This window comes from Streptomyces sp. SID5464 (assembly GCF_009862985.1).
Classification (GTDB): Bacteria; Actinomycetota; Actinomycetes; order Streptomycetales; family Streptomycetaceae; genus Streptomyces; species Streptomyces chartreusis_D.
This window is the reverse complement of sequence record NZ_WWIQ01000021.1, coordinates 181,794-205,970: the sequence shown is the minus strand read 5'-3', so window position 1 is coordinate 205,970 and position 24,177 is coordinate 181,794. Positions and strand designations below refer to the sequence as shown.

At 72.2% G+C, this 24,177-nt stretch carries 24 protein-coding genes; 13 read left to right on the top strand and 11 right to left on the bottom strand.

Annotation, left to right across the window (positions count from 1 at the left end; genetic code table 11):
• Positions 1 to 5: 5 nt before the first annotated feature.
• Complete coding sequence (locus GTY47_RS14900) at positions 6 to 521, bottom strand: MarR family transcriptional regulator (protein ID WP_010033421.1); 516 nt, start codon at positions 519 to 521, stop codon at positions 6 to 8.
• A gap of 173 nt (positions 522 to 694) precedes the next feature.
• On the opposite strand from GTY47_RS14900, the gene GTY47_RS14895 reads away from it, so the two are divergent.
• Together GTY47_RS14895 and GTY47_RS14890 are read left to right on the top strand one after the other, a co-directional pair.
• A complete protein-coding gene (locus tag GTY47_RS14895) occupies positions 695 to 1,675 on the top strand; it encodes an RNA ligase family protein (RefSeq protein ID WP_029180726.1) in 981 nt (326 codons plus the stop codon).
• Positions 1,676 to 1,814: 139 nt separating this feature from the next.
• Positions 1,815 to 2,588, top strand: coding sequence for an NPP1 family protein (locus GTY47_RS14890; RefSeq protein WP_010033419.1), 774 nt, complete (start codon positions 1,815 to 1,817; stop codon positions 2,586 to 2,588).
• A gap of 72 nt (positions 2,589 to 2,660) precedes the next feature.
• Here the strand turns inward: GTY47_RS14890 and GTY47_RS14885 are convergent, their stop codons facing one another.
• On the bottom strand, positions 2,661 to 3,878 hold the full coding sequence (locus GTY47_RS14885; protein ID WP_010033417.1) for an acyl-CoA dehydrogenase family protein: 1,218 nt from the start codon (positions 3,876 to 3,878) through the stop codon (positions 2,661 to 2,663).
• A 120-nt stretch (positions 3,879 to 3,998) separates the two neighbouring features.
• Here GTY47_RS14885 and GTY47_RS14880 point away from each other — a divergent pair, with 120 nt between their 5' ends.
• The 6 genes from GTY47_RS14880 (at position 3,999) to GTY47_RS14855 (ending at position 10,881) form a co-directional block, all read left to right on the top strand.
• The gene (locus GTY47_RS14880) at positions 3,999 to 4,835 is read left to right on the top strand and encodes an enoyl-CoA hydratase/isomerase family protein (RefSeq protein ID WP_010033415.1); all 837 of its coding nucleotides are present in this window, start codon (positions 3,999 to 4,001) and stop codon (positions 4,833 to 4,835) included.
• A gap of 94 nt (positions 4,836 to 4,929) precedes the next feature.
• Positions 4,930 to 5,562, top strand: coding sequence for a hypothetical protein (locus GTY47_RS14875; RefSeq protein WP_202458260.1), 633 nt, complete (start codon positions 4,930 to 4,932; stop codon positions 5,560 to 5,562).
• Complete coding sequence (locus tag GTY47_RS41620; protein WP_010033410.1) at positions 5,559 to 8,153, top strand: putative PEP-binding protein; 2,595 nt, start codon at positions 5,559 to 5,561, stop codon at positions 8,151 to 8,153. Before GTY47_RS14875 ends, GTY47_RS41620 begins: the two co-directional genes overlap by 4 nt.
• A complete protein-coding gene (locus GTY47_RS14865) occupies positions 8,150 to 9,268 on the top strand; it encodes an acyl-CoA dehydrogenase family protein (RefSeq protein ID WP_010033405.1) in 1,119 nt (372 codons plus the stop codon). Before GTY47_RS41620 ends, GTY47_RS14865 begins: the two co-directional genes overlap by 4 nt.
• Positions 9,269 to 9,286: 18 nt before the next feature.
• A complete protein-coding gene (locus GTY47_RS14860; RefSeq protein ID WP_010033403.1) occupies positions 9,287 to 9,730 on the top strand; it encodes an OB-fold domain-containing protein in 444 nt (147 codons plus the stop codon).
• Positions 9,727 to 10,881 (top strand): thiolase family protein, encoded by a 1,155-nt coding sequence (locus tag GTY47_RS14855; protein ID WP_010033400.1) that lies wholly within the window; start codon positions 9,727 to 9,729, stop codon positions 10,879 to 10,881. The genes GTY47_RS14860 and GTY47_RS14855 overlap by 4 nt, the downstream gene beginning before the upstream one ends.
• A gap of 168 nt (positions 10,882 to 11,049) precedes the next feature.
• Here GTY47_RS14855 and GTY47_RS14850 read toward each other — a convergent pair whose 3' ends face one another.
• Positions 11,050 to 11,703, bottom strand: a complete 654-nt coding sequence (locus GTY47_RS14850) for a TetR/AcrR family transcriptional regulator (RefSeq protein WP_010033399.1) — start codon at positions 11,701 to 11,703, stop codon at positions 11,050 to 11,052.
• A gap of 141 nt (positions 11,704 to 11,844) precedes the next feature.
• Between GTY47_RS14850 and GTY47_RS14845 the strand changes: the two genes are divergently transcribed.
• Complete coding sequence (locus GTY47_RS14845; RefSeq protein ID WP_029180725.1) at positions 11,845 to 12,450, top strand: TetR/AcrR family transcriptional regulator; 606 nt, start codon at positions 11,845 to 11,847, stop codon at positions 12,448 to 12,450.
• 16 nt (positions 12,451 to 12,466) lie between these two features.
• Here GTY47_RS14845 and GTY47_RS14840 read toward each other — a convergent pair whose 3' ends face one another.
• The 4 genes from GTY47_RS14840 to GTY47_RS14825 form a co-directional block, all read right to left on the bottom strand.
• Positions 12,467 to 13,846 carry a 2-oxo acid dehydrogenase subunit E2 gene (locus GTY47_RS14840; protein ID WP_010033392.1) on the bottom strand — a complete coding sequence of 460 codons (1,380 nt, stop codon included), beginning with the start codon at positions 13,844 to 13,846 and terminating at the stop codon, positions 12,467 to 12,469.
• 5 nt (positions 13,847 to 13,851) lie between these two features.
• On the bottom strand, positions 13,852 to 14,877 hold the full coding sequence (locus GTY47_RS14835) for an alpha-ketoacid dehydrogenase subunit beta (protein ID WP_010033390.1): 1,026 nt from the start codon (positions 14,875 to 14,877) through the stop codon (positions 13,852 to 13,854).
• Between the two features lie 5 nt (positions 14,878 to 14,882).
• On the bottom strand, positions 14,883 to 15,809 hold the full coding sequence (locus tag GTY47_RS14830; RefSeq protein ID WP_010033387.1) for a thiamine pyrophosphate-dependent dehydrogenase E1 component subunit alpha: 927 nt from the start codon (positions 15,807 to 15,809) through the stop codon (positions 14,883 to 14,885).
• A gap of 163 nt (positions 15,810 to 15,972) precedes the next feature.
• A complete protein-coding gene (locus tag GTY47_RS14825) occupies positions 15,973 to 16,428 on the bottom strand; it encodes a VOC family protein (RefSeq protein ID WP_158688379.1) in 456 nt (151 codons plus the stop codon).
• 155 nt (positions 16,429 to 16,583) lie between these two features.
• On the opposite strand from GTY47_RS14825, the gene GTY47_RS14820 reads away from it, so the two are divergent.
• The 4 genes from GTY47_RS14820 (at position 16,584) to GTY47_RS14805 (ending at position 20,864) form a co-directional block, all read left to right on the top strand.
• Complete coding sequence (locus GTY47_RS14820; protein ID WP_010033385.1) at positions 16,584 to 17,888, top strand: aromatic ring-hydroxylating dioxygenase subunit alpha; 1,305 nt, start codon at positions 16,584 to 16,586, stop codon at positions 17,886 to 17,888.
• Positions 17,885 to 18,709 carry an SDR family NAD(P)-dependent oxidoreductase gene (locus tag GTY47_RS14815; RefSeq protein ID WP_197709804.1) on the top strand — a complete coding sequence of 275 codons (825 nt, stop codon included), beginning with the start codon at positions 17,885 to 17,887 and terminating at the stop codon, positions 18,707 to 18,709. Before GTY47_RS14820 ends, GTY47_RS14815 begins: the two co-directional genes overlap by 4 nt.
• A gap of 31 nt (positions 18,710 to 18,740) precedes the next feature.
• Complete coding sequence (locus GTY47_RS14810; RefSeq protein ID WP_010033380.1) at positions 18,741 to 20,477, top strand: PEP-utilizing enzyme; 1,737 nt, start codon at positions 18,741 to 18,743, stop codon at positions 20,475 to 20,477.
• 72 nt (positions 20,478 to 20,549) lie between these two features.
• On the top strand, positions 20,550 to 20,864 hold the full coding sequence (locus GTY47_RS14805; RefSeq protein WP_010033375.1) for a putative quinol monooxygenase: 315 nt from the start codon (positions 20,550 to 20,552) through the stop codon (positions 20,862 to 20,864).
• Here the strand turns inward: GTY47_RS14805 and GTY47_RS14800 are convergent.
• Genes GTY47_RS14800 through GTY47_RS14785 form a run of 4 tightly spaced genes read right to left on the bottom strand, consistent with a single transcriptional unit; the run spans position 20,847 to position 23,832 of the window.
• Complete coding sequence (locus GTY47_RS14800; protein ID WP_010033372.1) at positions 20,847 to 21,887, bottom strand: NADP-dependent oxidoreductase; 1,041 nt, start codon at positions 21,885 to 21,887, stop codon at positions 20,847 to 20,849. The genes GTY47_RS14805 and GTY47_RS14800 overlap by 18 nt on opposite strands.
• Before the next feature lie 4 nt (positions 21,888 to 21,891).
• Complete coding sequence (locus GTY47_RS14795) at positions 21,892 to 22,107, bottom strand: hypothetical protein (RefSeq protein WP_010033368.1); 216 nt, start codon at positions 22,105 to 22,107, stop codon at positions 21,892 to 21,894.
• 7 nt (positions 22,108 to 22,114) lie between these two features.
• Entirely contained in the window at positions 22,115 to 22,441 is a 327-nt protein-coding gene (locus tag GTY47_RS14790; protein WP_231911088.1) for a 2Fe-2S iron-sulfur cluster binding domain-containing protein, read from the bottom strand.
• Entirely contained in the window at positions 22,426 to 23,832 is a 1,407-nt protein-coding gene (locus tag GTY47_RS14785) for an aromatic ring-hydroxylating dioxygenase subunit alpha (protein WP_231911089.1), read from the bottom strand. Before GTY47_RS14785 ends, GTY47_RS14790 begins: the two co-directional genes overlap by 16 nt.
• Between the last annotated feature and the right edge of the window lie 345 nt (positions 23,833 to 24,177).

Sequence of the window (24,177 nt, the reverse complement as noted above, 5' to 3'; positions counted from 1 at the left end):
GGGTATCAGGCCTGGCTCGACGGGGCGGGCCGGGGCTCGGGCTCCTCGTCGACGGCGTGGGCGAGGAAGTCGTCGACCATGCGGTGGAAGAGGGTGGCGAGCTGCCGCAGCTCCTCGGGGGACCAGTCGGAGAGGGCCATCTGCATGCCGCGGACCCCGGCCTCGCGGACCTTGGCGACGGCCTGCCGGCCGGCGTCGGTGAGCTCGATGCGCTGGGCGCGGCGGTCGTCGGGGTCGGGGACGCGGGTGACGTAGCCGGACTTCTGCAACTGCTGCACCGTGCGCGTGACGTGCGAGGCCTCCACTCCCAGCCGGGCGGCGAGCTCCCCCGGCCGCAGCGGCTCGGAGTCGGCGACCTGCCGCAGCAGCGCGACGGCGGCCCGGTCGAGCGGCACGCCCGCCAGCGCCATCAGCCGGTCGTGCTGGCGGGCGCGCGTACTCAGGTAGGTGATACGGGTGAGCGCACGCTCGATCTCGATCACTTCCGGGGAGGGGACGCCGGGGAGCGGTGGTGGGGACATGTGCGCCACGTTACCATCTCGTTGCCTAACTCAAGTAATTCACGAGGTGCGCGGGCAGCAGGCCGGGCAGGGAGCCGCACACGGTCGGCAGGAGGGCCGACGGGCGGACGCCGTTCAGGGGAAAGACCCGGAAAACGAGCGTGACCGGGCACGGAGACGTCCACAACTCACCCGTGGACCTGCCGCTGATCCCGCCCATGCTCGCCACGCCCGGCACCCTGCCGCCCGCCGCGCAGGACGCGCGCTGGGCCTATGAGACCAAGCAGGACGGCCAGCGCGTGGTGGTCTATCTCCCCGGGGACGGCAGCGTGCTGCTGCGCGCCCGCTCCGGGGAGGACATCACGGCCGCGTATCCCGAACTGGGGCCGCTGGGCCCCGCCTTCGGCCCCACGCCGGCCGTCCTGGACGGCGAGATCCTGGCCCTGGACGCACAGGGCCGGGCGAGCTTCCAGTTGCTCCAGTCCCGCATGGGCCTGGCGCACGCGCCCGCGAGGGCGGCCCGGCGGGCGGCGGAGGTGCCGGTCCATCTCGTGCTGTTCGACCTGATGCATCTGGAGGACCACTCGCTGATCCGGCTGCCCTACGCACGGCGCCGCGCGGCACTGGAAAACCTCGGCCTCGCCGGCCCCTCCTGGTCGACCCCGGCCGCGATCGTCGGCCACGGCGCCGAGGCCCTGGCCGCCACTCGCGAGCACGGAATGGAGGGTCTGGTCTGCAAACGGCTTGACTCGGTGTACGAACCGGGGGTGCGTTCCCGGGCCTGGATCAAGATCCGCAACATGCGCACCGAGGACGTCCTGGTCGGCGGTTGGCAGCCCGGCAAGGGGCGGCTCACGGGCCTGCCCGGCGCGGTGCTGGTCGGGCAGCGTGCCGCGGGGCGGCTGCGCTACGTCGGAAGTGTGGGCACCGGCTGGAGCGAGGCGGAACGGACGGAACTCGCCGGGCTGTTGCGGGCCGCCGCGACCGATGTCTGCCCCTTCGACCCCGCCCCACGCGCACCGGGCGCGCACTGGGTGGTCCCCCGGCTGGTCGGCGAGGTCCGCTACAGCACCCGCACCCGGGAGGGCCTGCTGCGGCAGCCGTCCTGGCTGCGGCTCCGGCCGGATCTCGCGCCCGAGGAGGCGGCGGCCGACATCCCGGACGACATCGTCTGAAACGGCGTACGGACTCCGGTTGTTGGGATGCGATTCACTTCTGAGATCACTCCCCCCTCTTGGCATGGACGCGTTCAGCCTGGAAGCTGAACCTCCCTTTCCCCCACAGCCGTTGGGCTGCGCCCAAGAGGAGGACGCAGTGTCGTCACGCCCGTTCGCCCCCCGCAGGAGATGGCTCACCGGACTGGCCGGTGCCGCCGCCCTCGTCCTCGCCTTCCCCGCCACGGCCTTCGCCGCACCGCCACGGGCGCTGCCCGCCAACGCCGAGTCCCTCGACCAGACGTTCCAGCCCGCCTACGACTACGACACCGACGGCTGCTACTCCACGCCCGCCATCGGCACGGACGGCACCGTCAACGGCGGACTCAACCCGACCGGCGCCCTCAACGGCGACTGCCGCGACGCCTCGGACCTGGACAACACCAACGGCTACTCGCGCTCCAAGTGCAACAACGGCTGGTGCGCCATCCTCTACGCCCTCTACTTCGAGAAGGACCAGGCGGTGGCCGGCAGCGGCATCGGCGGCCACCGGCACGACTTCGAGCACGTCGCGGTGTTCGTGCAGGACAACCAGGTCAAGTACGTCTCGACGTCCGCGCACGGTTCGTTCAGCGTGCACGCGGCGTCGCAGGTCCGCTTCGACGGCACCCACCCGAAGATCGTCTACCACAAGGACGGGGCGAGCACCCACTGCTTCCGCCTCGCGAACTCGAACGACGAGCCGCCCGAGAACCACAAGGGCACCTGGCAGTACCCGCCGCTGGTCGGCTGGAACGGCTACCCCGCCGGGGTGCGCGACAAGCTGACGTCCTACAACTTCGGCAGCGCCAACTTCGGCCTGAAGGACGCCAACTTCGCGAACCACCTCGCGTCGGCCAAGCCCTCGGGCATCGCGTTCGACCCCTACGCCTGATCCCACCCATGGTCCGGCCGGAGGCCCCATGTCCCCGGCCGGGCCGAACGACTCCTCGCCTCGAGGCCGTCATCAGCTGTCGACGGCACCCGTGCGCGCCTGCCGGTAGGGCCGCACCGCGCGGCGCGCTATGGCGAAACGGTGTGTCTCCGACGGGCCGTCATAGATGCGGAACGGCCGCACCTCCCTGAACAGGCGGGCCAGCGGGGCGTCGACGGCCGAGACACCGAGCGCTCCGCAGATCTGCACCGCCCGGTCGACCACACGGTTCACCGCCTCCGCCACGAAGGTCTTGGACACCGAGGTCAGCTGCGAGGCGGCGGCGGAGCCGGTGTCCAACTCCCAGGCGGTGCGCAGGATCAGGGCGCGGCTCGCCTCGATGTCGATCTCGGAGTCGGCCAGCATCTGCTGGACCATGCCGAGGTCGCCCAGCGCCGAGCCGAACGCCACCCGGCTCCCCGCCCGCTCCAGCGCCACGTCCTGGGCCCGGCGTGCAGCTCCCAGCCAGCGCATGCAGTGCGTCATCCGGGCGGGACCGAGCCGGACCTGGGCGCCGTCGAAGCCGTGGTCCACCGCGCCGAGCACGTGCTCCTCCCCCACGACGCACCCCTCGAAGACGATCTCGCTGTGCCCGGCGAAGAGCGACTCGTCCAGCGTCTCGATGGTCCGGACGAGGCGCATGCCCGGAGTGCCGGCGTCGACCAGGAACATGGTGGCGCCGCCCGGGTCGCCGGGACTGCCGGAGGTGCGGGCCATGACGATGGCGAAGCCGGCCCCCTCGGCACCGGTGATGAACCACTTGCGCCCGTCGATGCGCCAGCCGCCGGGGACGCGGGTCGCGGTGGTGCGCAGCAAGCGGGGGTCGGCACCCGCCCCCGGAGCCGGTTCGGTCATGGCGAAGCAGGATCGTGACTCACCGGCCGCGAGCGGCCGCAGGTACCTCTGCTTCTGTTCCTCGGTGGCCACCTTCTCCAGCAGGTGCATGTTGCCCTCGTCCGGGGCGGCGCAGTTCAGCGCCAGCGGTCCGAGCAGGGAGTAGCCCGCCGCTTCGAACACCACCGCCTGTCCGCGCAGGTCGAGCCCGTGTCCGCCCCAGCGCGCCGGCACGTGCGGAGTGAACACCCCCGCGTCACGGGCGGCCTTCTGCAGGGTTTCCCGCAGGTCCTCGGGAGCGTCGTGCACGGACCCGCCGCACGCGCGCTCGGCCGGAATGACCACCTCGCGGACGAACTCGGCGGTATCGGCGGCAAGTTCAGCGACGCTCGGATCGACATCGAACTGGATGGGCACGGGACCTCCCGCGGACGGGCGTACGGGCATCGGCTCCCGTCGCGTCCTAGAAACTGTATAGCGTCTTCAGTATCTTGCCGGGAAGCACCCGGCGACGGGAAGACGACAGGAGAAACGCCCATGAGCCTTGCCGTGAGCACCGGGCCGGTCCGGATCGTCCGCCACCCCGACCGGGTCGTCGAGCTGACGCTGGACGATCCGGGACGGGGCAACGCCCTGGACCTGAGGACGGCCGAGGCGCTGCGGGACACGGCGCGCGAGGTGGCCGCGGACCCCGGCGGCGCAGTGCTGCTGCGAGCGGCGGGCGGCAACTTCTGCGTGGGCGGTGACCTGCGCGCGTTCGCCGGTCGCGGCACCGGGACCGGCGCCTATGTCCATGCCGTGGCGAGCGCCGCGCACGCGGCGGTACAGGCCCTGTACGAGCTGCCGGTGCCGGTGGTGACCGCCGTGCGCGGCGCGGCCGCCGGTGGCGGGATCGGCCTGGCACTGGTGGGCGACATCGTCCTGGCGGCGCGGTCCGCGCGGTTCCGGCTGGCGTACACGGCGATCGGGCTCACGCCGGACTGCGGGGCCTCGTGGTTCCTGCCACGCCTGGTGGGCCCTCGCCGGGCAGCGGATCTGATCCTCACCAACCGGGTCCTGACCGGCGACGACGCCGAACGTTGGGGCCTGGTCTCCCGCTCGGTGGAGGACGGGGAACTGGACGACGCGGCCCACCGGACCGCGGCCGTTCTGGCCGCCGGGGCCGGTGACGCACTGCGCGCCGCGAAGGGCCTGCTGCGCGCCGGCACCGGTGAGGAACTGTGCCGCCACCTCGCCGAAGAGGCTCGACTGATCGCCGACCTGGCGGACGGCCGGGAGGCGCGGGACCGCATGGCGTCGTTCCTCGCCGCGCGGGGCAGCCGGACGGCGGGCGACGGCCGGGCCGAGGCCGGCACAGCGGAAAGTGTTTCTTGAGTCCCTCTTCACTAACAGGCTCCCCGGGGCGTAACCTCCGGGCAACACAGAACCGAGGAACCGGTCACCACAGAACCGGGGAAAAGGTGTGGCGATGCGATCTGCTGCCGTGGGCCTTCCGGACGCTCCCGACGAGCCTCTCACCGAAGCCGTCGTCGACCTCGTTCTGCGGGGCATGTGGCGCGGTCGGCCGGAGTCCGAGCACCGTCCCCTGGTCGACGCCGGGCTGGCGATGGTGAAGGGTCCGGTGGTGCTGCCGACCGAGTCGGCCAAGGCCGCCGCCGCGCGGGTCCTGCGGGTTCCCGCCGGCTCCGAGCAGGAGGAGCGGATCACCGCTGCTTACGAGGCGTTCCTCCCGGTCAACCGGAAGATCCGCGACGTGTGCACGGCATGGCAGTGCCGGCCCGACGGCACCGCGAACGACCACTCCGACGACGCCTACGACGCCGAGGTGCGCGAGTCGCTGGAAGACGTGCACGAGGCCATCCAGCCCGTGCTGCGCCGGCTGGAGCGGGTGCTCCCGGGCAGCGGCCGGTACCTCACGGCCCTGGAGGAAGCCCTCGACCGCTTCGACGACGGGCTGCCCGCGTGGTTGGCCTCGCCGCTGTGCGACTCGTACCACACCGTGTGGATGCGGCTGCACCAGGAGCTGCTGCTCGTGCTGGGGATCAGCCGGGCCGAGGACGAGGCCCGGGAAGAGGAACTGGTCACGAGGAGCCGGGGGTGAGCGTCGCCGACCGCGAGGCGGGCCCGCTCGCACAGTCCGGCGCTCCTCTCGCGCCCGCCGAGGCCCCCGGCAGGGTCCTGGTGCCCTACGGGCAGGGCCGCATCCGAGGCCTGGACGCCGACGAGCTGGGCGCGCACGGCGCGGCGATGGACCGGCTGGTGGCCCTCGGGCTGCCGGTCGTGCCGGGGCTCACCGTGCCCGCGGGCACCTCCGCGTCGCTGTGCGAACCCGACACCGCCGAAGCCGCCGTCGATCTGGTCGAACAGCTCGCCGGGCGGCGGATCGGCGACCCGGGCCGTCCGCTGCTGCTGCGTCTGTCGGCGAGCGCGCCGACCGAGATCGCGGGGCTGCCGCCCGACCTGGCCTGTCTCGGCGTGACCTCGGGCGACGCCGACGACCTGTGCGCCGTCATCGGTCGCGCGGAGGCTCTGTACGAGGTGTGGGCCGCCACCGTGCGGATGATCGCCGAGTGCGCGCTCGACGTGTCCGGTGCGGCGCTCGACGACGCCATCCTGGACACGCCCGAGCCGCGGGCGCGGGTCGAAGCACTGCTCTCCCTGGTGGCGCGGCACGGCTCCCGGCCCTTCCCCGACGATCCGGCGCAGCAGCTCGCGCTGGCCGCCCGGGCTGTCCTCGCCCGGTGGGACTCGCCGCGCGCGCGAAGGTCCCGCCGGGCCCAGCGGCTCCCCGCCGATCTGGCCCTCGCCCTGCACGTGCAGGCGCTGCGCATCGGTCCGGCGGACCACTCGGGCTACGGCACGGCGGTCAGCCGTGATCCCGGGACCGGGCGGTTCTCTCCCCACGGCTCCTTCTTCCGGGGAGTGCGCCGCAGCGCCCCGCCGCCGCACACCGGTGAACCGCTGGACCGGCTCGCGGGCGGGACCACGCTGCTGGAGCACTCCCTGCTCACCCTGGAGCGTCATCTGCGGGCACCGGTGTCGGTCGACTTCGAGGTCCGCGACGACGAGATCTCCCTGCTCGCCGCCTCGGCGCAACTCCGCCCGCCGCTCAGGGCCGCGGTGTGTCTGGCCGCGGACCTGGCCCGGGACGGGGCGCTCGGCCGCGAGGAGGCCGTACGGCGGGTCACACCCGCGCAGGTGCAGGAACTGCTGCACCCCCAACTGCGGCTGACCGGCGGGGAGGACCTCCTGGTGAGGGGGCTGCCCGCGTCGCCGGGGGCGGCGACCGGAGCGGTCGTGCTGTCCAGCGAACGCGCCCTCGAACTGGCCGCGGACGGTACGCAGGTCGTGCTCGTGGCTGCTGAGACGACCCCGGCGGACGTCCCCGGGATGCTGGCCTCCGCCGCCGTGCTGACCGGGAGCGGAGGGATCGCCTCGCACGCCGCCGTGGTGGCGCGGGGCGCCGGCAAGCCCGCGGTGTGCGGTGCCGAGGGGCTGCGGGTGGACCGGGCCGCCGGGACGGTCCGCTTCGGGGAGCGGGTGGTGCGCGAGGGCGACCCGGTCTCGCTGGACGGCCGTACCGGCGCCGTCTACGCCGGGACGCTGAGCGTCAGTGTCGCCGGACCGCCGCCCGAACTGTCCACGCTGCTGCAGTGGGCGGACGGCATGCGCCGGCTGGGCGTGCGGGTCAACGCCGACACGGCCGCCGAGGTGTCCACCGCCCTCGCCCTGGGCGCGGAGGGTGTCGGACTGTGCCGTACGGAACACCAGTTCCTCGGCGAGCGGCTGCCGCTGATCCGCCGGGTGCTCCTGGCCGCCGACCCGACCGCCCGCGACGAGGCCCTGCTGGCGCTGGAGCGCGCCCAGCACGAGGACTTCCACGCACTGCTGGCCGTCGTGGGCGACCGCCCGGTGACCGTGCGCCTGCTGGACGCCCCGCTGCACGAGTTCCTGCCCGCCCCCGGCCAGGCCCTGGACGCGGCCGAGGAGCAGCGGGCCGCGGCGCTGCGCGAGGCGAATCCGATGCTCGGACTGCGCGGGGTACGGCTGGCGCTGCTGCACGAGAGGCTCTACCCGGCGCAGGCCGAGGCGCTCTTCACCGCCTGGGTCGACGTCGCCGCCACCGGAGTGCGGCCGGAGCTGGAGGTGATGATCCCGCTCGTCAGTCTGCCGGAGGAACTCGCCGCTGCGGCCGCGTACGTGCGCGGCGCCGCCGACGCGGTCGCCGCCCGCACCGGGGTGGAGGTCCCGTACCGGCTCGGCACGATGATCGAGACGCCGCGGGCCGCGCTGCTCGCCGGCGAACTCGCCGAGCACGCCGAGTTCTTCTCCTTCGGCACCAACGACCTCACGCAGCTCACCTACGGCTTCTCGCGGGACGACGTCGAGCGACAGGTGCTCGCCTCGTACCAGGAGCGCGGCTTCCTGACCGCCAGCCCGTTCGCCCGGCTCGACCCGCACGGGGTGGGCGCACTCGTCGCCCTGGCGGCACAGCGGGCACGGGGCGTACGGCCCGGCATCAAGCTCGGCGTGTGCGGTGAGCACGGCGGGGACCCGGAGTCGATCGCCTTCTGCGACGGCCTCGGCCTCGACTACGTCTCGTGTTCCGCGCACCGCGTGCCGGTGGCCCGCATGGCCGCCGCGCACAGTGCCCTGCGGCAGCGACCGGACGAGAGCGGGAGCGCACGATGACGAGCACCGTGACCGACGGCGCGGCACTGTCGGACGCCGAGCTGGAGGACCTGCGCGAGACCGTGCGGTCGGTGTGCGCCGACGTCGGCGGCACCGCCGCGGTACGCCGGCTGGCCGAGGACGCCCCCGGCATCGACGCCGAGTTGTGGGACACCCTCGGCCGGCAGGTCGGCCTCGCGGCCCTCGGCCTGCCCGAGTCGGCGGGAGGCATCGGCGGCCTCGCCGAGATCGCCGTGGTCTGCGAGGAGTTGGGCAGGACGCTGGCACCGGTACCGCTGCTGTCCTCCACCGTGCTGGCCGGGCAGGTGCTGGCCGGCTGCGGTACGGCCGGCAAGGCGCTGGCCGAGCTCGCCGAGGGCACCGTGCATGCCCTGGCGGTGACCGCGCCCGACGGCAGGTGGCGGCCCGGCGCCGTGCCGGTGGCCGTCTCCTGGCAGGGCGGCGTCCCGCTGCTGGACGGCACAGCGCCGTTCGTCCTCGACGGCGCCGACGCCGAGGCGCTGGTGGTGGCCGCGGCCGGGGCCGACGGCGTGGACCTGTTCCTGGCCGACCCGCGCGAGGCCGGGGTCACGGTGCGCCGGGTTCCCACGCTGGACCTCAGCCGGGGTCAGGCCATCGTCGCCTTCTCCGGGGCCCGGGCCAGGGTGCTGACCGCCGGCGGCGAGGGCGCGGACATCGTCTCCCGCGCCCTGGACGTGGCCCTGATCGCCCTGGCCGCCGAGCAACTCGGCGGAGCACAGGCCGCGTTGGACATGACGGTGGCCCATGTACGCGACCGTACCCAGTTCGGCAGGGCGATCGGCGGCTTCCAGGCGGTCAAGCACGCCTGCGCCGACATGCTGCTCCAGGTCGAGGCCGCACGGTCGGCCGTGGTGCGCGCGGTCCTGGCGGACGGCTCACCGGGGGCACTGGCCGAGGCGGCGGCTGTGGCGCAGGCCTGGTGCGGCGAGGCGTTCGTCTCCGTCGCCGCCGAGTGCGTGCAGTTCCACGGCGGGATGGGCTTCACCTGGGAGCACGACGCGCACCTGTACTTCAGGCGCGCCCAGTCCGACGCCGTTCTGCTGGGCGGCGCCGCACATCATCGGGAACGGCTGGCCGCGCTGCTGGGCTGGTGACGTGGAAGGCGGGACGGCATGACCACCAGGCTCATCGACGAGTCCCTGTTCGAGAACGTCGAGAACAGGCAGTTCCACGACGGCGATCCACCGCGTCTCGTGGGCGCCCGCTGCTCCGCGTGCGGCACCGTCGTCTTCCCCCGGCAGGGCTCGTGTCCCCGGTGTTCGGACGGGACGATGTCCGCGCGGGTGCTGCCGGTGAGCGGGCGCGTGTGGTCGTGGACGCTCCAGGCGTTCGCGCCGAAACCGCCGTACCGGGCGCCGGCCGGCGGCCACCGGCCCTACCACGTGGGCTATGTGGACCTCGGTGAGGTGCTGGTCGAAGCGCGGCTGGCGGTGCCCCGCGCGCAGATCCGGATCGGGCTGCCGGTCCGGCTCACCACCGTGACCGCGTACCAGGACGAGGACGGGACCGAGGTTCTGACCTTCGCGTTCGCTCCGGATCGGGACGGCGAGCGATGAGGCGGACCGACGACGTCTATGTGGTGGGCTGCGGCATGCATCCCTTCGGCCGCGACGAGAGCGTCACCGGACTGGACATGGCCGAGCGTGCGATACGCGAGGCGCTGGCCGACGCCGGTGTCGCCTGGGAGGACATCGGATACGCGGCCGGCGGCTCCGACGTGTCCGGCAAACCCGACACCCTGGTGGGCCGGCTGGGCCTGACGGGAGTGCCGTTCGTCAACGTGCAGAACGGCTGCGCGACCGGTGCCTCGACCGTGCTCACCGTGGCAGGCGCGCTGCGCGCGGGTGAGGCCTCCCTGGGACTGGCCGTGGGCTTCGACAAGCACGAGCGGGGCGCGTTCCACGTCTCCGCGGCCCGCTACGGTCTGGGCGACTGGTACGCCGCGACCGGCATGATGCTCACGACCCAGTTCTTCGCCCTCAAGACCCAGCGGTATCTGCACGAGCACGGAGTCTCGGAGCGGGCGCTGGCGATGGTGGCGGCGCGGGCCTTCCGCAACGGCTCGCACCATCCCCTGGCGTGGCGGCGCAAGCCGCTGACGGAGCAGGAGATCCTGGACGCCGCCGAGGTCAGTCCCCCGCTCACCCGGTACATGTTCTGCTCGCCCGGACAGGGCGCGGCGGCGCTGGTGCTGGCGCTCGGCGACCGCGCCTTCGACCTGTGCGAACGACCGGTGAGGCTGGCGTCGCTGGCCTTCAGGACCCGGCGCTTCGGTTCGTTCGAGGTGTTCTCGCCCTGGTTGCCGCCGGGACCGCACCGCAGCCCCAGCGTGGACGCCGCGGAGGCGGTTTTCCGCTCGGCGGGGGTGCGGCCCGCTGACGTGCAGGTGGCCCAGTTGCAGGACACCGACAGCGGCTCGGAGCTGATCCACCTGGCGGAGACCGGGCTGTGCGGCCACGGCGAGCAGGAGGCGCTGCTGGCCGCGGGGGACACCGATCCCGCGGGTCGGATACCGGTCAACACCGACGGCGGCTGTCTGGCCGGCGGGGAGCCCGTCGGCGCCTCGGGGCTGCGTCAGTTCCACGAGGTCGTACGGCAGTTGCAGGGCCGGGCGCCGGGCCGGCAGGTGCCGGGCGCTCCCCGGGTGGGCTTCACCCACGTGTACGGGGCGCCCGGGATCAGCGCCTGCTCGGTCCTCACGGTGTGAAGGCTGACCGGCGGGATCGACGTGCCGGTGAACAACGCAGGGGTGTCGCTGGACGGGGATCTGCGGCCCCCTCACGTCGACGATGCCCCCTTCTTGACCCGTGGCGGCATGGGCGGCCCGTCGCCCCACACGGTCCGCGGGAGGGGGCGGACACCCTGGCGAACGGCCTCAGGTCCGGGACGTGGCCGGTCCCTGCTCGGTGGCGACGATGCGCAGCGCCAGCTCCCTGACCGCCTCCAGCACGGCGCGGGAGGGCAGCCGGGACAGCGGTCCGCCCTCGGCCCGCAGCGCGGTGACGAGCATGGTCGTACTGATCAGCGTGCGGACGGCGAGCGCCTGCGCCCCATGCCGTGCCTTCGCCGCCCGGGGGCTGCGGGTGGTGCCCTCGGGCAGATAGTCGTAGCCACGCTGGATGTGCCGCTGCTCGAACTCGTCCCGCAGCACCTTGACGCTGCCGTTGGCGGAGGCGACCTGGACCTGGTACAGGCGAGCCTCGTCCGGGTTCTGTTCCACCCAGTCCCACACGGCGTCGATGACGCGGATCAGCCCCTCCGCGTCACCCGGCTCGGACTCGGGGCGGGCCGCCTCCACGACCGCGTTCAGCTGGTCGAAGACCCGGCGCATGGCGAGTTCGAGCAGCTCCTCCTTGCCGTCGAAGTGGTAGTAGACGGCCGTGGGCACCACCTGGGCCTCGTCGGCGATGTCCTGGATGCTGGTCTCCGAGAACCCGTTGCGGCCGAACACCCGCACGGCGGCGGTGATGATGTGCTGCCGCCGCGAGGGTCGATGGGCGGGCTGCTTGCCGTTCTTCGTGCTGGCCATCATGCTCCCTGCCGGCTGCCGTGACCCCGCGTCCGTGGGCCTTGTACTGACCATGGTATCCAGTAACTCCAACCGTCCGGCGGAGTAATTCCTGTTGTGCATGGGCTTACGGGACACTCGGCGCCCGGCATACTTGACACCATGACGACCTCCGGAACCCGCGCCGCTCACCGTCCGTCGCGCAGGCAGTGGGTGATCGAAGCAGCCACCGAGCTGTTCGCCACCCAGCCGCCGGACGAGGTGACGGTGGCCGACATCGCCGCTCGCGCGGAGATGACCTCGGCAGCGGTGTACTACCACTTCTCCTCCAAGGACCAGGTCCTGGCAGAGGGGATGCGGGCGTTCGCCACCGCGCTGCGCGAGCAGTTGCAGGCGCTCACGGAGGCCCACGAACCCGGCGCGGACATCGGTGCGGCGGTCACCACGCTGCTGTCCTGGCTGGGCGAACACCGCTCCGCCGCCACCGTGTTCTTCGTGTCGTCGGCCGGCATGAGCCAGGAGGCCGAGGCGCTGCGCCAGGAGAGCCGTACCGAGTTGCTGGACGAGCTGGTGCGGCTGATCCGCAAGGCCCGGGCGTCCGTCTCCGACGCCGAGGCGTCGGTGATCGGGCTGGGCCTGCTGGCGCTGCTGGAGACCGCGGCGATCTCGCAGGTCCGGGGCGACGACGTGTACCGGTCGCTCGGGCACCGCGCCTTCGTCCGCGAGGTCGGCGCTCTCGCGGAGCGGATCGCCGACCCGGGCACCTGAGGGTGCGTCCGGCCCATCACACCAGCAGCCGCAGCGGCCTGCGCAGCAACTCGCCGACCGTGCGCAGGTATTCCGCGGCGGGCGCCCCGTCGACGGCACGGTGGTCGAAGGTGAGGCTCAGGGTGAGCACCCGCGTCCGCAGCGGCCGGTCGTCCACCCACTCGACGCCGTCCCTGAGTCTGCCCACCCCGAGGATCGCGACGTTGCCCGGGTTGATCACCGGGGTGAAGAAGTCGACGCCGTATCCGCCGAGCGAGGTGACGGTGAAGGTGGCCCCTTCCAGCTGTCCCGGGGAGATCCTCCCCTCGCGTGCGGCCTGGGCCAGGGCCCTGGACCGGCTGGCGATCCCGGGCAGCGGCAGCTCCACCGCGTCCTCGATCACCGGGACCATGAGGCCGCCCGGGACGGCCACGGCGAAGCCCAGGTGGATGCCGTCGAGCAGATGGATGCCGTCCTCCCGCACCGTCGCGTTGAGCAGCGGGTGCTCGCGCAGGGCCAGGGCCGCGGCCTTCAGCAGGAAGTCGTTGAGGCCGGGCACCGGCAGATCGCTGTCGGCCCACTCCTTCTTGAGCCGGTCCCTCAGGGACACCACGGCGTCCATCCGCACCTCGTAGCCGTGCGTCAGCTGTGCCATCTCCTGGAGGCTGGCGTGCATCCGGCGCGCGATGGTGCCGCGCATCCCGGTGAGCGGGAGGACGTCGCCGGGCCGGGGGGCCGCGCCCCGGCGCGGAGGTGCCGCGGGGACGGCGTCCAGGTCGGACCGGCGGACCCGGCCGCCCGGCCCGGTGCCGTTGACCTCCGAGAGGTCGATGCCCCGTTCCCTGGCCAGCTTGCGGACCAGCGGCGAGGAGGGCGTGCCGACCGCCGGGACCGGCGTGCCGAGGTCGCCGGGGAGGGCCGCGAGGAACTCCTCCACGTCCTCGGAGACGATGCGGCCGCCGGGTCCGGTGCCGCGTACGGCGGTGAGGTCGACGTCGGCCGCGGCGGCGACCCGCCGGGCGTTCGGTGAGGAGAGAAGCCGGTCACGGGTGCCGTCGCCGGGGGGCGCGGCAGCGGCACCGCCGGCGACGGTGCCGTTGAGGGCGGGGAGACAAGCCCCGGCCGCACTGGTCCCGGACCCGGCGGGCATCGGCGTACCCGCCGGGTCCGGTGGCTGCTCGCCCTCGGCCAGCAGCCAGCCGATGAGGGCCCCGGCGGGGACGGTGGCCCCCGCAGGAACCGCAGGGTGGAACAGTCCCCCGGCCTCCGCCTCGACGTCCACGTCGACCTTGTCGGTCGCGAGCCTCAGCAGTGCGTCGCCCTCCGCGACGGCCGCGCCGGCCGGCACGAGCCATTCGTCGATCGTGCCTTCCTGCATGGTCAGACCGATCTTCGGCAGCAGAACCTCGATCGCCATGTCCGTCACGACCTTTCGAGGAGGCGGCGGCAGCCCTGGGCGATGCGGGCGCGATCGGGCACGTAGGCCTTCTCCAGGACCGGGGAGAAGGGCACCGGGGAGAAGGGAGCGCCGATGCGCAGGACCGGTGCGTCCAGGTGGTCGAAGACGGAGTCCTGGATCTGGGCGGCTATCTCCGCGCCGAGCCCGCCGAAGGTGACGGCCTCGTGCACCACGAGCACGCGGTTGGTACGGCGGACGGAGGAGAACATCGTCCCGGTGTCCAGCGGCTGCACGGTGCGGGGGTCGATCACCTCGATCTCCACGCCCTCGGCCGCGAGTTCGTCGGCCGCCGCGAGGGCCTCCCCCACCATGCGGCCCAGGGCGATCACCGTGACGTCGGAGCCGTGCCGTGCCGTGTGCGCCTGGCCCAGCTCGATGCCGTAGATCTCCTCGGGAACCTCGCTGGTGCTGCCGAGCAGGACCTTGTTGAGCATGATGACGACCGGGTTGTCGTCCCGGATGGCCGAGACGGTCAGGCCCTTGGCGGTGTACGCGTCGCAGGGCATCACCACCTTGAGGCCGGGCACGTGGGCCAGCCAGGCCTCCAGGCTCTGGCTGTGCTGGGCCGCGGCCCCGAGGCCGGCTCCCGAGGCGGTGGTGATGGTGAGCGGCACGGACAGCGCCCCGCCGAACATGTACTTCATCTTCGCCGCCTGGTTGACGATCTGGTCGAGGCAGACGCCGATGAAGTCCATGAACATCAGGTCGACGACGGGGCGCAGGCCCCGGGCGGCGGCTCCCACGCCGAGGCCGACCAGGGCGGCTTCGGAGATCGGGGTGTCGATCATGCGGCGGGGGCCGAACTCGTCGAGCAGGTTGTCGAACATGCGGAAGACGCCGCCGTATCCGGCCACGTCCTCGCCGGCGACGAAGACGTTCTCGTCCTCGCGCATGGCCTGTGCGAGTCCCTCGTTGAAGGCCTTGACGTAGGACAGTCTGCGGGAGGCTGCGACCGGGGTGACGGCCGGTGCTTCGGTGGTGGTGGTCATGGCGGTCATCCCGAGTAGACGTTGAGCAGCAGGTCGGCGGGGTCGGGCAGCGGGCTCGCCTCGGCGTACGTGATGGCCTCGGCGATCTCGTCGCGCGTGCGCTGCCACACGTCGTCCAGTTCGGCACGCGTGGCGGTGCCGTCGGCGACGGCTCGGGCCTCGAGCAGGCCGATGGGGTCACGGGCCTTCCACTCGGCGACCTCCTCGTCGGAGCGGTAGGGGTGACGCAGGCCCTTGACGCCCTGGTGGTCGAAGTAGCGGTAGGTCTTGGCCTCGATCATCATCGGGCCGGCGCCGGACCGGGCCCGTTCGACGGCTTCGGCGGCGGCCCGGTGGACGGCGACCGCGTCCATGCCGTCGACGATCACGCTGGGCATGCCGTAGGCGGCCGCCCGGTCGGCGACATCGGTGAGCAGCATGTGCCCGGACTGCGGGGTGAACTCCGCGTAGCCGTTGTTCTCGCAGACGAAGACCACCGGCAGGCCGAGGATCGCCGCCATGTTGGCGCCCTCGTGCCAGGCGCCGATGTTGGTGGCGCCGTCGCCGAAGAAGGTCACGGCGACGCTGTCCTCGCCCTTGTACCGGGCGGCGAAGGCGGCTCCGACGGCGATCGGGACGCCCGCTCCGACGATGCCGTTGGCCCCGAGCATGCCGCGGGTGAGGTCGTTGATGTGCATGCTCCCGCCGCGGCCGAGGCAGGCGCCGGTGACCCGGCCGTACAGCTCGGCGTACATCTCGCGGAAGCCGACACCCTTGGCCACGGCGTGCCCGTGACCGCGGTGGGTGGAGGTGATCTGGTCGTCGTCGCGCAGGGCCGCCATCACGCCGGCGGCGACGGCCTCCTGGCCGACATAGAGGTGCAGGAAGCCGGGCAGTTTGCCGGCCTCCATGAGCTTTCCCGCCTCGGTCTCGAACAGCCGGATACGCACCATGCGTTGATGCAGGTCCTTGATGAGCTGCGCGGATACCGTCGACGCCGTTGACGCTCGTTGAGCCATCGTCCGCCCCTTCGTCCGAGGGAGGTTGCCGGGCCATCGGACTTACTAGTGCTGGTCTACAGTAACCAGCCAGAGGGCACCTTACTGAACAGCGTCTCTAATTACTATGCCCCGGTTCCGAGTCGCCGGCCCGCGTGTCCACCAACTCCACGACGTTGCCCTCCGGATCGGCCCAGAAGCTGATCCGCCGCCCGCGCGCCCTGACGACGACCGGGTCCGACAGGGGCCGGGCGCCCGCGGTCGGCAGCGCCGCCACGACCGGGTCCAGGTCGTCGAGGTGAAAGGTCAGATACGCCAGTCCCGGCCGCCCGGCCGGCGAGGTCGCCGCGCGCGCCGACACCGGGACCGACCGGGGAAGGATCAACTTGACACACCCCCCGGAGGGCACCCGCAGCCAGGCGACCACCAGCTCGCCGCCGAGCCCGGCCGGGCCGCCGACGGAGTGCGGTACGCGCGAGCGGCGCTCGGCGCGACAGCCGAGAACGGCGCAGTAGAAGCGCTCCATCAGCTCCAGGTCCCGCACCACCACGCCCACCTCGAACGGCAGGGTCATGACCATCGCACCCACCCCCACGGGGCACCGAGCGGCAACTTCGCCACTTTCTATTGACAGAGCACACTAAGTCCTGTTGTCGTTTCGGACACAACCCAGCTGTCGCATTCCGAAGCCGGTCACCGGCTCGCGGCTGGGAGGATTGTGAGGACATCGTGGTCCAGACCAGTTCGCCGGAGAGGGAAACAGACGCCGGACCCACGTCGTCGGTCTCAGCTCCCTCGGCCCCCTCGGCCCCCGAATACGCGTCGTGGATCAGCCGGGACCGGTCCACCGACGCCGCGTCCCTGACGATGCGGCGGGAGGCCGCCGAACTCGTCGAGCGTGTGGTGGCGCACTACCGCGACAACACGACACACGAGGCGGACGGCCAGTGGACGGAACCCGTCGCCCATTACCTCGACGCCGACCGCTGGCAGCGCGAGACGGACGCCGTCCACCGCAGCGTTCCCCTGCCGCTCGCCATGTCCTGCGAGCTTCCCGGGCCGAACACCTACAAGGCGATCGACGTGCTCGGCATCCCCGTGCTGATCACCCGTGACCGTCAGGGCGCCGTGCACGCGATGATCAACGCCTGCCGGCACCGGGGAGCCAAGCTCCTCGAACCCGGCTGCGGGGTGTCGAAGCGGCTCATCTGCCCGTACCACTCCTGGTCGTACGACCTCGCCGGAGAGCTGCGGGGCGTGTACGCCGAGAAGACCTTCGGCGAGGTCGCGCGCGAGGGCCGCAGCCTCGTCAGGCTGCCGGCCGGGGAGCGGGCGGGGATCGTCTTCGTCTCACTGGACCCGGCGGCCGAGCCCGACCTGGATGCCTGGCTGGGCGACCTCCAGCCCCTGCTGGAGGGCCTCCGGCTGGCGGAGTGCCACCACTACTCCACCAGCGAGCTGACCAGTCCCAACTGGAAGGTCACCCTCGACGGGTACCTGGAGACGTACCACTTCGCCTCGCTGCACCCGAAGACGGTGTTCGAGACGAACCTCTCGAACATGATGGCCCACGACACCTGGGGTCCCCACCAGCGCATCGCACCGGCCCTGCGTCCCATCGCGCAGGCGGTCGACCTGCCGCCGGACCAGCGTGACCCCGGGGACTGCGTCGGGCCCATCTACTGGCTCTTCCCGGGCCTCGCGATCGCCGGCGGCTGGCGCCAGAAGATCGCCGTCTCCCTGGTGCTTCCCCGGACGGCCACCGAGTCGGTGACCCAGCAGATCATCCTGCTGCGGGAACCGGCGGTCACCGAGGAGGAACGCCGGGCTGCCGACCGGTTCGGCGAGTGGTTCCACGAGGTGGTCCGCGACGAGGACTACGCGACCACCTACGGAGTCCAGCAGGGCCTGCAGGCCCTCGACGGGACCGACTTCGTCTTCGGACGCAACGAGCCCGGACTCCAGCACTTCCACCGCACCATTCACCGACACCTGGACAGTGGCGCCACAGCAGCCCCCAGAGCCGCCAGGTGAGCAACCAACAACACTCGCGGGAGAACACCATGGTGGCTACGGGCAGCCTCGACGGACGTGTCGCGGTGATCACGGGCAGCACGCGCAGCATCGGCCGCGCCATCGCCGAGGCCTTCCTGGCCGACGGCGCCACGGTCGTCGTCAGCGGCCGTTCCGAGGTCAAGGGCAAGCAGGCCCTGGAGGAGATGGACGCCGGGGACCGGGCCGTCTTCCACCCCTGCGACGCGGGCCGCCAGGAGGACATCGAGGGCCTCGCCGACTTCGCCGCGGAGCGCTTCGGCCGGCTCGACATCTGGGTCAACAACGCCGGCGGCAGCTCCGGCTTCGCCCCGATCCACCAGCTCAGCGACGAGGCGTGGCACGACGCCCTCAAGCTCAACGTCAACAACTACTTCTACGGCACCCGCCGCGCGCTGCCGGCGATGCTGGAGAACGGCTGGGGCCGCATCATCAACATCTCGTCGGTCGAGGGCAAGCAGGCCAACAAGCCCGGGATCAGCCACTACATCACCAACAAGCACGCCATCCACGGGCTCACCAAGGCGACGGCTTTCGAGTACGGCACGCAGGGAGTCACCTGCAACGCCATCTGCCCCGGCGCCGTCGACACCGACCTGATGCGTGCCGCGGGGCCGGCCGCCGCCGAGGCCGAGGGCATCGGCTACGAGGAATGGCTGAGCCGCTTCGCCGAGCACGCCGCCACCAAGAAGATCACCACGGTGGAGCAGATCGCGGCGGTCGCCTCGCTGCTCGCGAGCGAGGCGGGGGCGGGCATCACCGGCACGCTGATCAGCGTCGACGGCGGAACAGCGCAGTGGTAGGCGCGGGTACGGACAGCGGGAGACCTCGGTCATGAAGAGCTGGATCACGGACTGGCAGCGCAGTGAGCGGCTGCCGCACTACACGCGGGCCAATGCGGGCGAGACGCTGCCGGACCCCGCCAGCCCGCTGGGCTGGACCCTGGTCTGGGGGCGGGGCCTGCAGGGCTGGCGTCGCGGCTTCGTCGGGTTCGGCATCTACAGCGAGGAGGAGGTAGCCGGCCCCCGGCCCCCGTTCGTCGGCATGTTCGGCGGCCACTTCTACCTCAATCTGTCCCACATGCGGCTGTTCGGCATCCGCATGGGCCAGACCGCGGACCAGATCGACGCGGCCTTCGTCGGACAGCGCTCCGACACGCCGGTGTACCTCGCGCACCCGGACGACCAGGACGAGGAGCTGACCGCCAAGGCGGGCGCGACGCTCCAGCGGATGCTCGGCCAGACCACCTTCCCGGAGGCCGACGTTGACCGGGAGCGGCTGCGCGCCCTGCGGCGCTCGCGACCCGGCCTGACGCGGCTGTCCGACGCCGAACTCGTGGCGCACGCACGGTCGTTGCTGGACGAGGTGGAGACGACGTTCCAGCGGCACGTCGAGTCGTCGCTGCCCGCGTCCGTCGGACCGGCGATCCTCGGCCCGCTGTGCGCGAGCGTGGACCGCCCCGGCGCCATGCTCGACCTCATCGGCGGTCTCGGGGACGTCGACTCCGCCTCCCCCTCGGCCGGGCTGTGGACGCTGTCCCGGCAGGTGGCGGCCTCGGCCGAACTGAGCGCGCTGTTCGACCGGGGTCCGGCCGCGGTGGAGCGGGCGCTCGACGGGGCGAGCGGGGACGTGAAGGCGTTCCGTGACGCCTTCGAGGAGTTCCTGGCGGAGTCCGGCGACCGCGGCCCCAACGAGTGGGACATCCACGCGTTGTCCTGGGAGGCGGCGCCCGTCCAGGCGCTGGCCCTGGTCGACCGGATCCGGCGCAGTCCCGACGACGACTCGCCGGCCGCCCGCCGGAAACGGCTCACCGAGGGGCGCGAGCGGACGGCGCGGGAGATCAGAGGCGCACTGCCCGAGGACGCGCAGCCGATGTTCGACGCCGGGATGCACGCCTCCCAGGTGTGGATCCCGGCCCGCGAGCGCACGAAGGCGAACTGCGTCACGGTCGTCAACGAGATCCGCATGGCCGTACGGGAGCTCGGCCGCCGGGGCGTCGAGGCGGGGCTCTTCGCCCGGCCCGAGGACGTGATGATGCTGCTGGACACCGAACTCGACGAGTATGTCGCCGCCCCGGAATCCTTCGGCCCCGTCATCGCGCGGCGGCTGGAGGAGTACGCGGGCCTGCACGAACTGGAACCGCCGTTCTTCGTCGCCGACGACGCGCAGACCGAGATCGACACCTGGCCGCGCCGCGCCGGGGAACGGGCCGAGGCGGCCGTCGAGGGCGATGTGCTCGGCGGTGTGGGCGGCAGCCACGGCACGTGCACCGGCACGGTGCGGGTGGTCACCGACCCGGCCTCGTGCGAGGCGCTGGAGCCCGGCGAGGTGCTGGTCGCGCCGATCACGGACGCGGCCTGGACCCCGCTGTTCCTGGTCGCCGGAGCCGCCGTCGTGGACGTGGGCGCGCTCAACAGCCATGCCGTGGTGGTCTGCCGTGAGCTGGGCATCCCGGCCGTGATCTCCGTCGAGGGCGGGACGCGACGGCTGCGGGACGGCATGGTGGTCACGGTCGACGGTGACCGGGGCACGGTCACCGTCGACAGCGTGCCGACCACGCCCGGAGTCTGAGAAACGCGTGGGCCCGCCGCTCCCGTGGCGGGGGCGGCGGGCCCACGGCCATGACCGCGAAGGGAACACGCCATGGCAGAGGAAATCATCGTCGCGGGCTGGATGGACTACGAGGCCGGCGATCGCGACAGGGTGCTGGGACATCTGGTCGTGCTGGGAGACCGGACCCGTGAGGAGGAGCCGGGCTGCCTGGACTACGCGATGACCGCGGACCCGGGCAGCGAACAGCGGATCCGTGTGTACGAGCGGTGGGCCTCCCGGCAAGCCCTCGACGAGCACTTCGCCACGCCGCACATCAAGGAGTTCCGGGCGGCCGTGGCCGGGATCACGCGGGTCGGGGTCTGCCTGGAGGCCCACACCGTGGCCTCGTCACGACCCATGCGCTGACTCCCCCAACCGGACCAGCATCTTGCCGACGTTGCCGCCGCCCAGCAGGGACAGCAGCGCTCCCGCGGCGTTCTCCAGGCCGTCGACGACCGTCTCGCGCGCGGTGATCCGGCCCTCGGCGAGCCAGCCGGCGACCCGTTGCTCGAACTCCGTCCGCAGGTCCTCGTGGTCGCGGACGATGAACCCGCAGAGTGTCAGCCGCTTGAGGACCGCCTGGATCAACTGGTTGATGTCCACGGTCCGCCCCTCGCCGCCGAACTGCGACATCATGCCGCACAGGGCGACCCGGCCACCGGTGCGCAGTGCGTGCAGAGCCGCGGCGAGCTGTTCGCCGCCGACGTTGTCGAAGTAGACGTCGATGCCGTCGGGTGCCAGCCGGGCCAGCGCGTCGCGCACCGGCTCGGCACGGTAGTCCGCGGCCGCGTCGTAGCCGAACTCCTTCACCAGGAGGGCGCACTTGTCCGGCCCTCCGGCGGTCCCGATGACGCGGACCGCGCCCAGCAGGCGCGCGAACTGGCCGGCGGCGGTGCCGACGGCGCCGGCCGCCGCCGACACGAAGACGGTGTCGCCCGGACGCAGGTGCGCGATACGGGTCAGGCCGACGTACGCGGTGAAACCGGTCTGGCCGAGCAGGCCCAACCAGGTGGGCAGCGGCGCGACGTCCGGGTCGATGCGGCCGGCGCCGTCGACGGCCACCGCGTCGAGCACCGCCCGTTCCCGCCAGCCGAGCTGATGGCGTACGTACGTGCCCGGCGGCACCGAGGCGCAGCGGCTCTCCTCCACGACACCGAGGGCGCGGCCGTCGAGCGGCGAGCCCGGGGTGAAGTTGTGCGTGTAGTGCTTCTCGGTGGTCGACAGCCGCCCGCGCATGGACGGGTCGACGCTCATGTAGAGGTTGCGCACGAGCACCTGCCCCTCCCCCAGGGGTGGCAACGGGTGCTCCTCGACGGCGAAGTCACGGGGGAGCGGTTCTCCGTCGGGTCGGCGCACCAGACAGACCACCCGGGTCGTACGGGGCGTCACGGGATCACTCCTCCGGCTGCCGGGACGTACGCCGCCGGGCGAGGCGGCCGACCCAGCCGGCCATCTGGAGGTCGGCGTGCCGTAGTTCGCCCGACTGCCACCGGGCCTGGAAGTCGAAGACGCCCTGCAGGCCTGTCCTCGGGTCGGTCACCTCGACCAGCCCGTCCTCCGTGAGCCGGTAGACATGCCCGGTCAGAGGGTGGATCACTTGCTTGGACATGGGAGCCTCACTCCTGCACTCGGCGGCGCACGCCGCGCTTGGTCACGGTCACCGGGCCCTCGACCAGGAGCCGGCAGGCGAGCCGGGTCAGGCCGTCCACCGGCTTGCGCAGGGCCTCGATGCCCTCGCGTTCCAGCGGGCCCACGGGGGAACAGTTCTCGGCGCCCTCCTCGACCTGGACGAAGCAGGTACGGCAGGTGCCCTTGCCGCCGCAGACGGTGGGCCAGCGGTAGCCGAGCCGCCGGGCGGCGGTGAACAGGTCCTCGCCGTCGAGGACTTCGAGCTCGACGCCGGAGGGTCTGACCGCCACCCGGTGGGTCACCTGCTCATCCACCGGTCGAGCGTCCGGTTGAAGTGGCGGATGCGGCTCTCCTGGTAGTTCGCCAGGGTGATGCCCGGCTTGCGCATCGCCTTGAGGCCCTGCTGGACGTAGGGCAGGTTCTCGCAGTCCTGGTCGAAGACGGGGCCGAGGACGCCGAGTTCGGGGATGTCGGCGAAGAGCATGTCCTCGGGCACCCAGCGGATCTTCGCCGGGGGCGGCGTCTCGCCGGGCTGCTTCGGGGACGACATGAAGATGATCTCGGCGGTGCAGGAGTCGGGGTCGAGGCCGTTGGGCCGGAACCGGTAGATGATGTTCGACTTGGCGCCGCCCCAGGGGTTGAAATTGGGGAACAGCAAGTAGTTGATGGCGTCGAGCAGCTCGGTGTCCGGGGTCTCCGAGAAGTCCTGGTGCGAGGTGGCCGCGAGTTGCTCGCGCATCCGCGCGGCGAGGACCTGGCGGGCGGTGCCACCGGGCGGGATCGCCGGCAGTTCGTCACCCTCCCGCATGACCAGGTCACGGCCCTGGGCGGCGGCATAGAACGCACGCGAGTCGTAGAAGGTCTCCAGAACGTCCTCCTCCGTGACCGAGTCCGCCACGTGCGGGCTGGGCGCGCCCTGGATGTTGATCATCCGGTTCCAGTTCGGCTGGTCCGCCATGACGTCGTACTGCGAGTTGGCGTCGGCGAGCCACGGCAGCATCTGCGGGTGCGTGGCGATCACGTGGAAGGACTCGATGAACGCGTCCTGTGCGATCTTCCAGTTGCAGGGCAGCACCTTGCCGATGTGCAGCGACTTGTAGCGGTTCTCCAGCGGCCAGATGTAGTAGTCGTCGAAGGTGCCGCGGTAGCTGTCGAAGGACTCGGCGTACGGGTCCATGTTGATGAAGACGAAGCCCCGCCAGGTGGCCACCTGCGCCTCGGGGAGCGCGAACTTCTCCGGGGTGACGTGCGGGAAGTCCCAGGCACAGGGCGGGGTCTGCATCGTGCCGTCGAGGTTCCAGGCGAAGCCGTGGAACGAGCAGCGGAACTCGCTGACGTTGCCGCCGCCGGTGCGCAGTTTGCGTCCGCGGTGCAGGCAGACGTTGACGAAGGCACGGATCTCGCCGGGGGCCGTGCGGACGACGATGAGGGAGTCGTCGCCGATCTCGTAGACCTCGTGGTCGCCGACCTCGGGGATCTCGCTCTCCAGGCAGGCGAACTGCCAGACGCGCCGCCACACCTGCCGCATCTCGCGCTCGGCCCACTCTCGGGAGGTGAAGCGGGCGGTGTCGATGTCCTCGCTGCCGAGGTAGTCGTTGCGCTCGTACCTCAGGGCGGGGGGAACGGGGCGGCTGTCCTGGTCGAGGTAGTCCTGGACGCTGGGCCCGGGGCACCGCGCCGTGGCCGGCTCCGACGATTCGTCCATCATCTCTCCTCCGGCAGAAACTTTAGAGTGAGTGTAGTTACCGGTTGCGCCCGGGAGCAACACTCACGCCGGTGGACGACCTCCACACCATCCGAGGCCACGCGCTTTCCTGCGGTTGTTTCGGAATTTCTTGTGGCACCCCTCTCCCCAAGCCCACTGAGGCGTGTCACACTCCGACCCACCTGAAGCTGTAGTGCCTCATAAGTTTCTCCGAATAGATCCGTCTGACCGGAGCCGACCGCCGCGGACGCGGAAGGCGACGCGAGTCGCGGCAGCGCAGGCGTCACAGCGGTGCCACTCCGGCCGCCAGCTGGACGCCGGATCAACGCCGACGCGGCCCGGCTG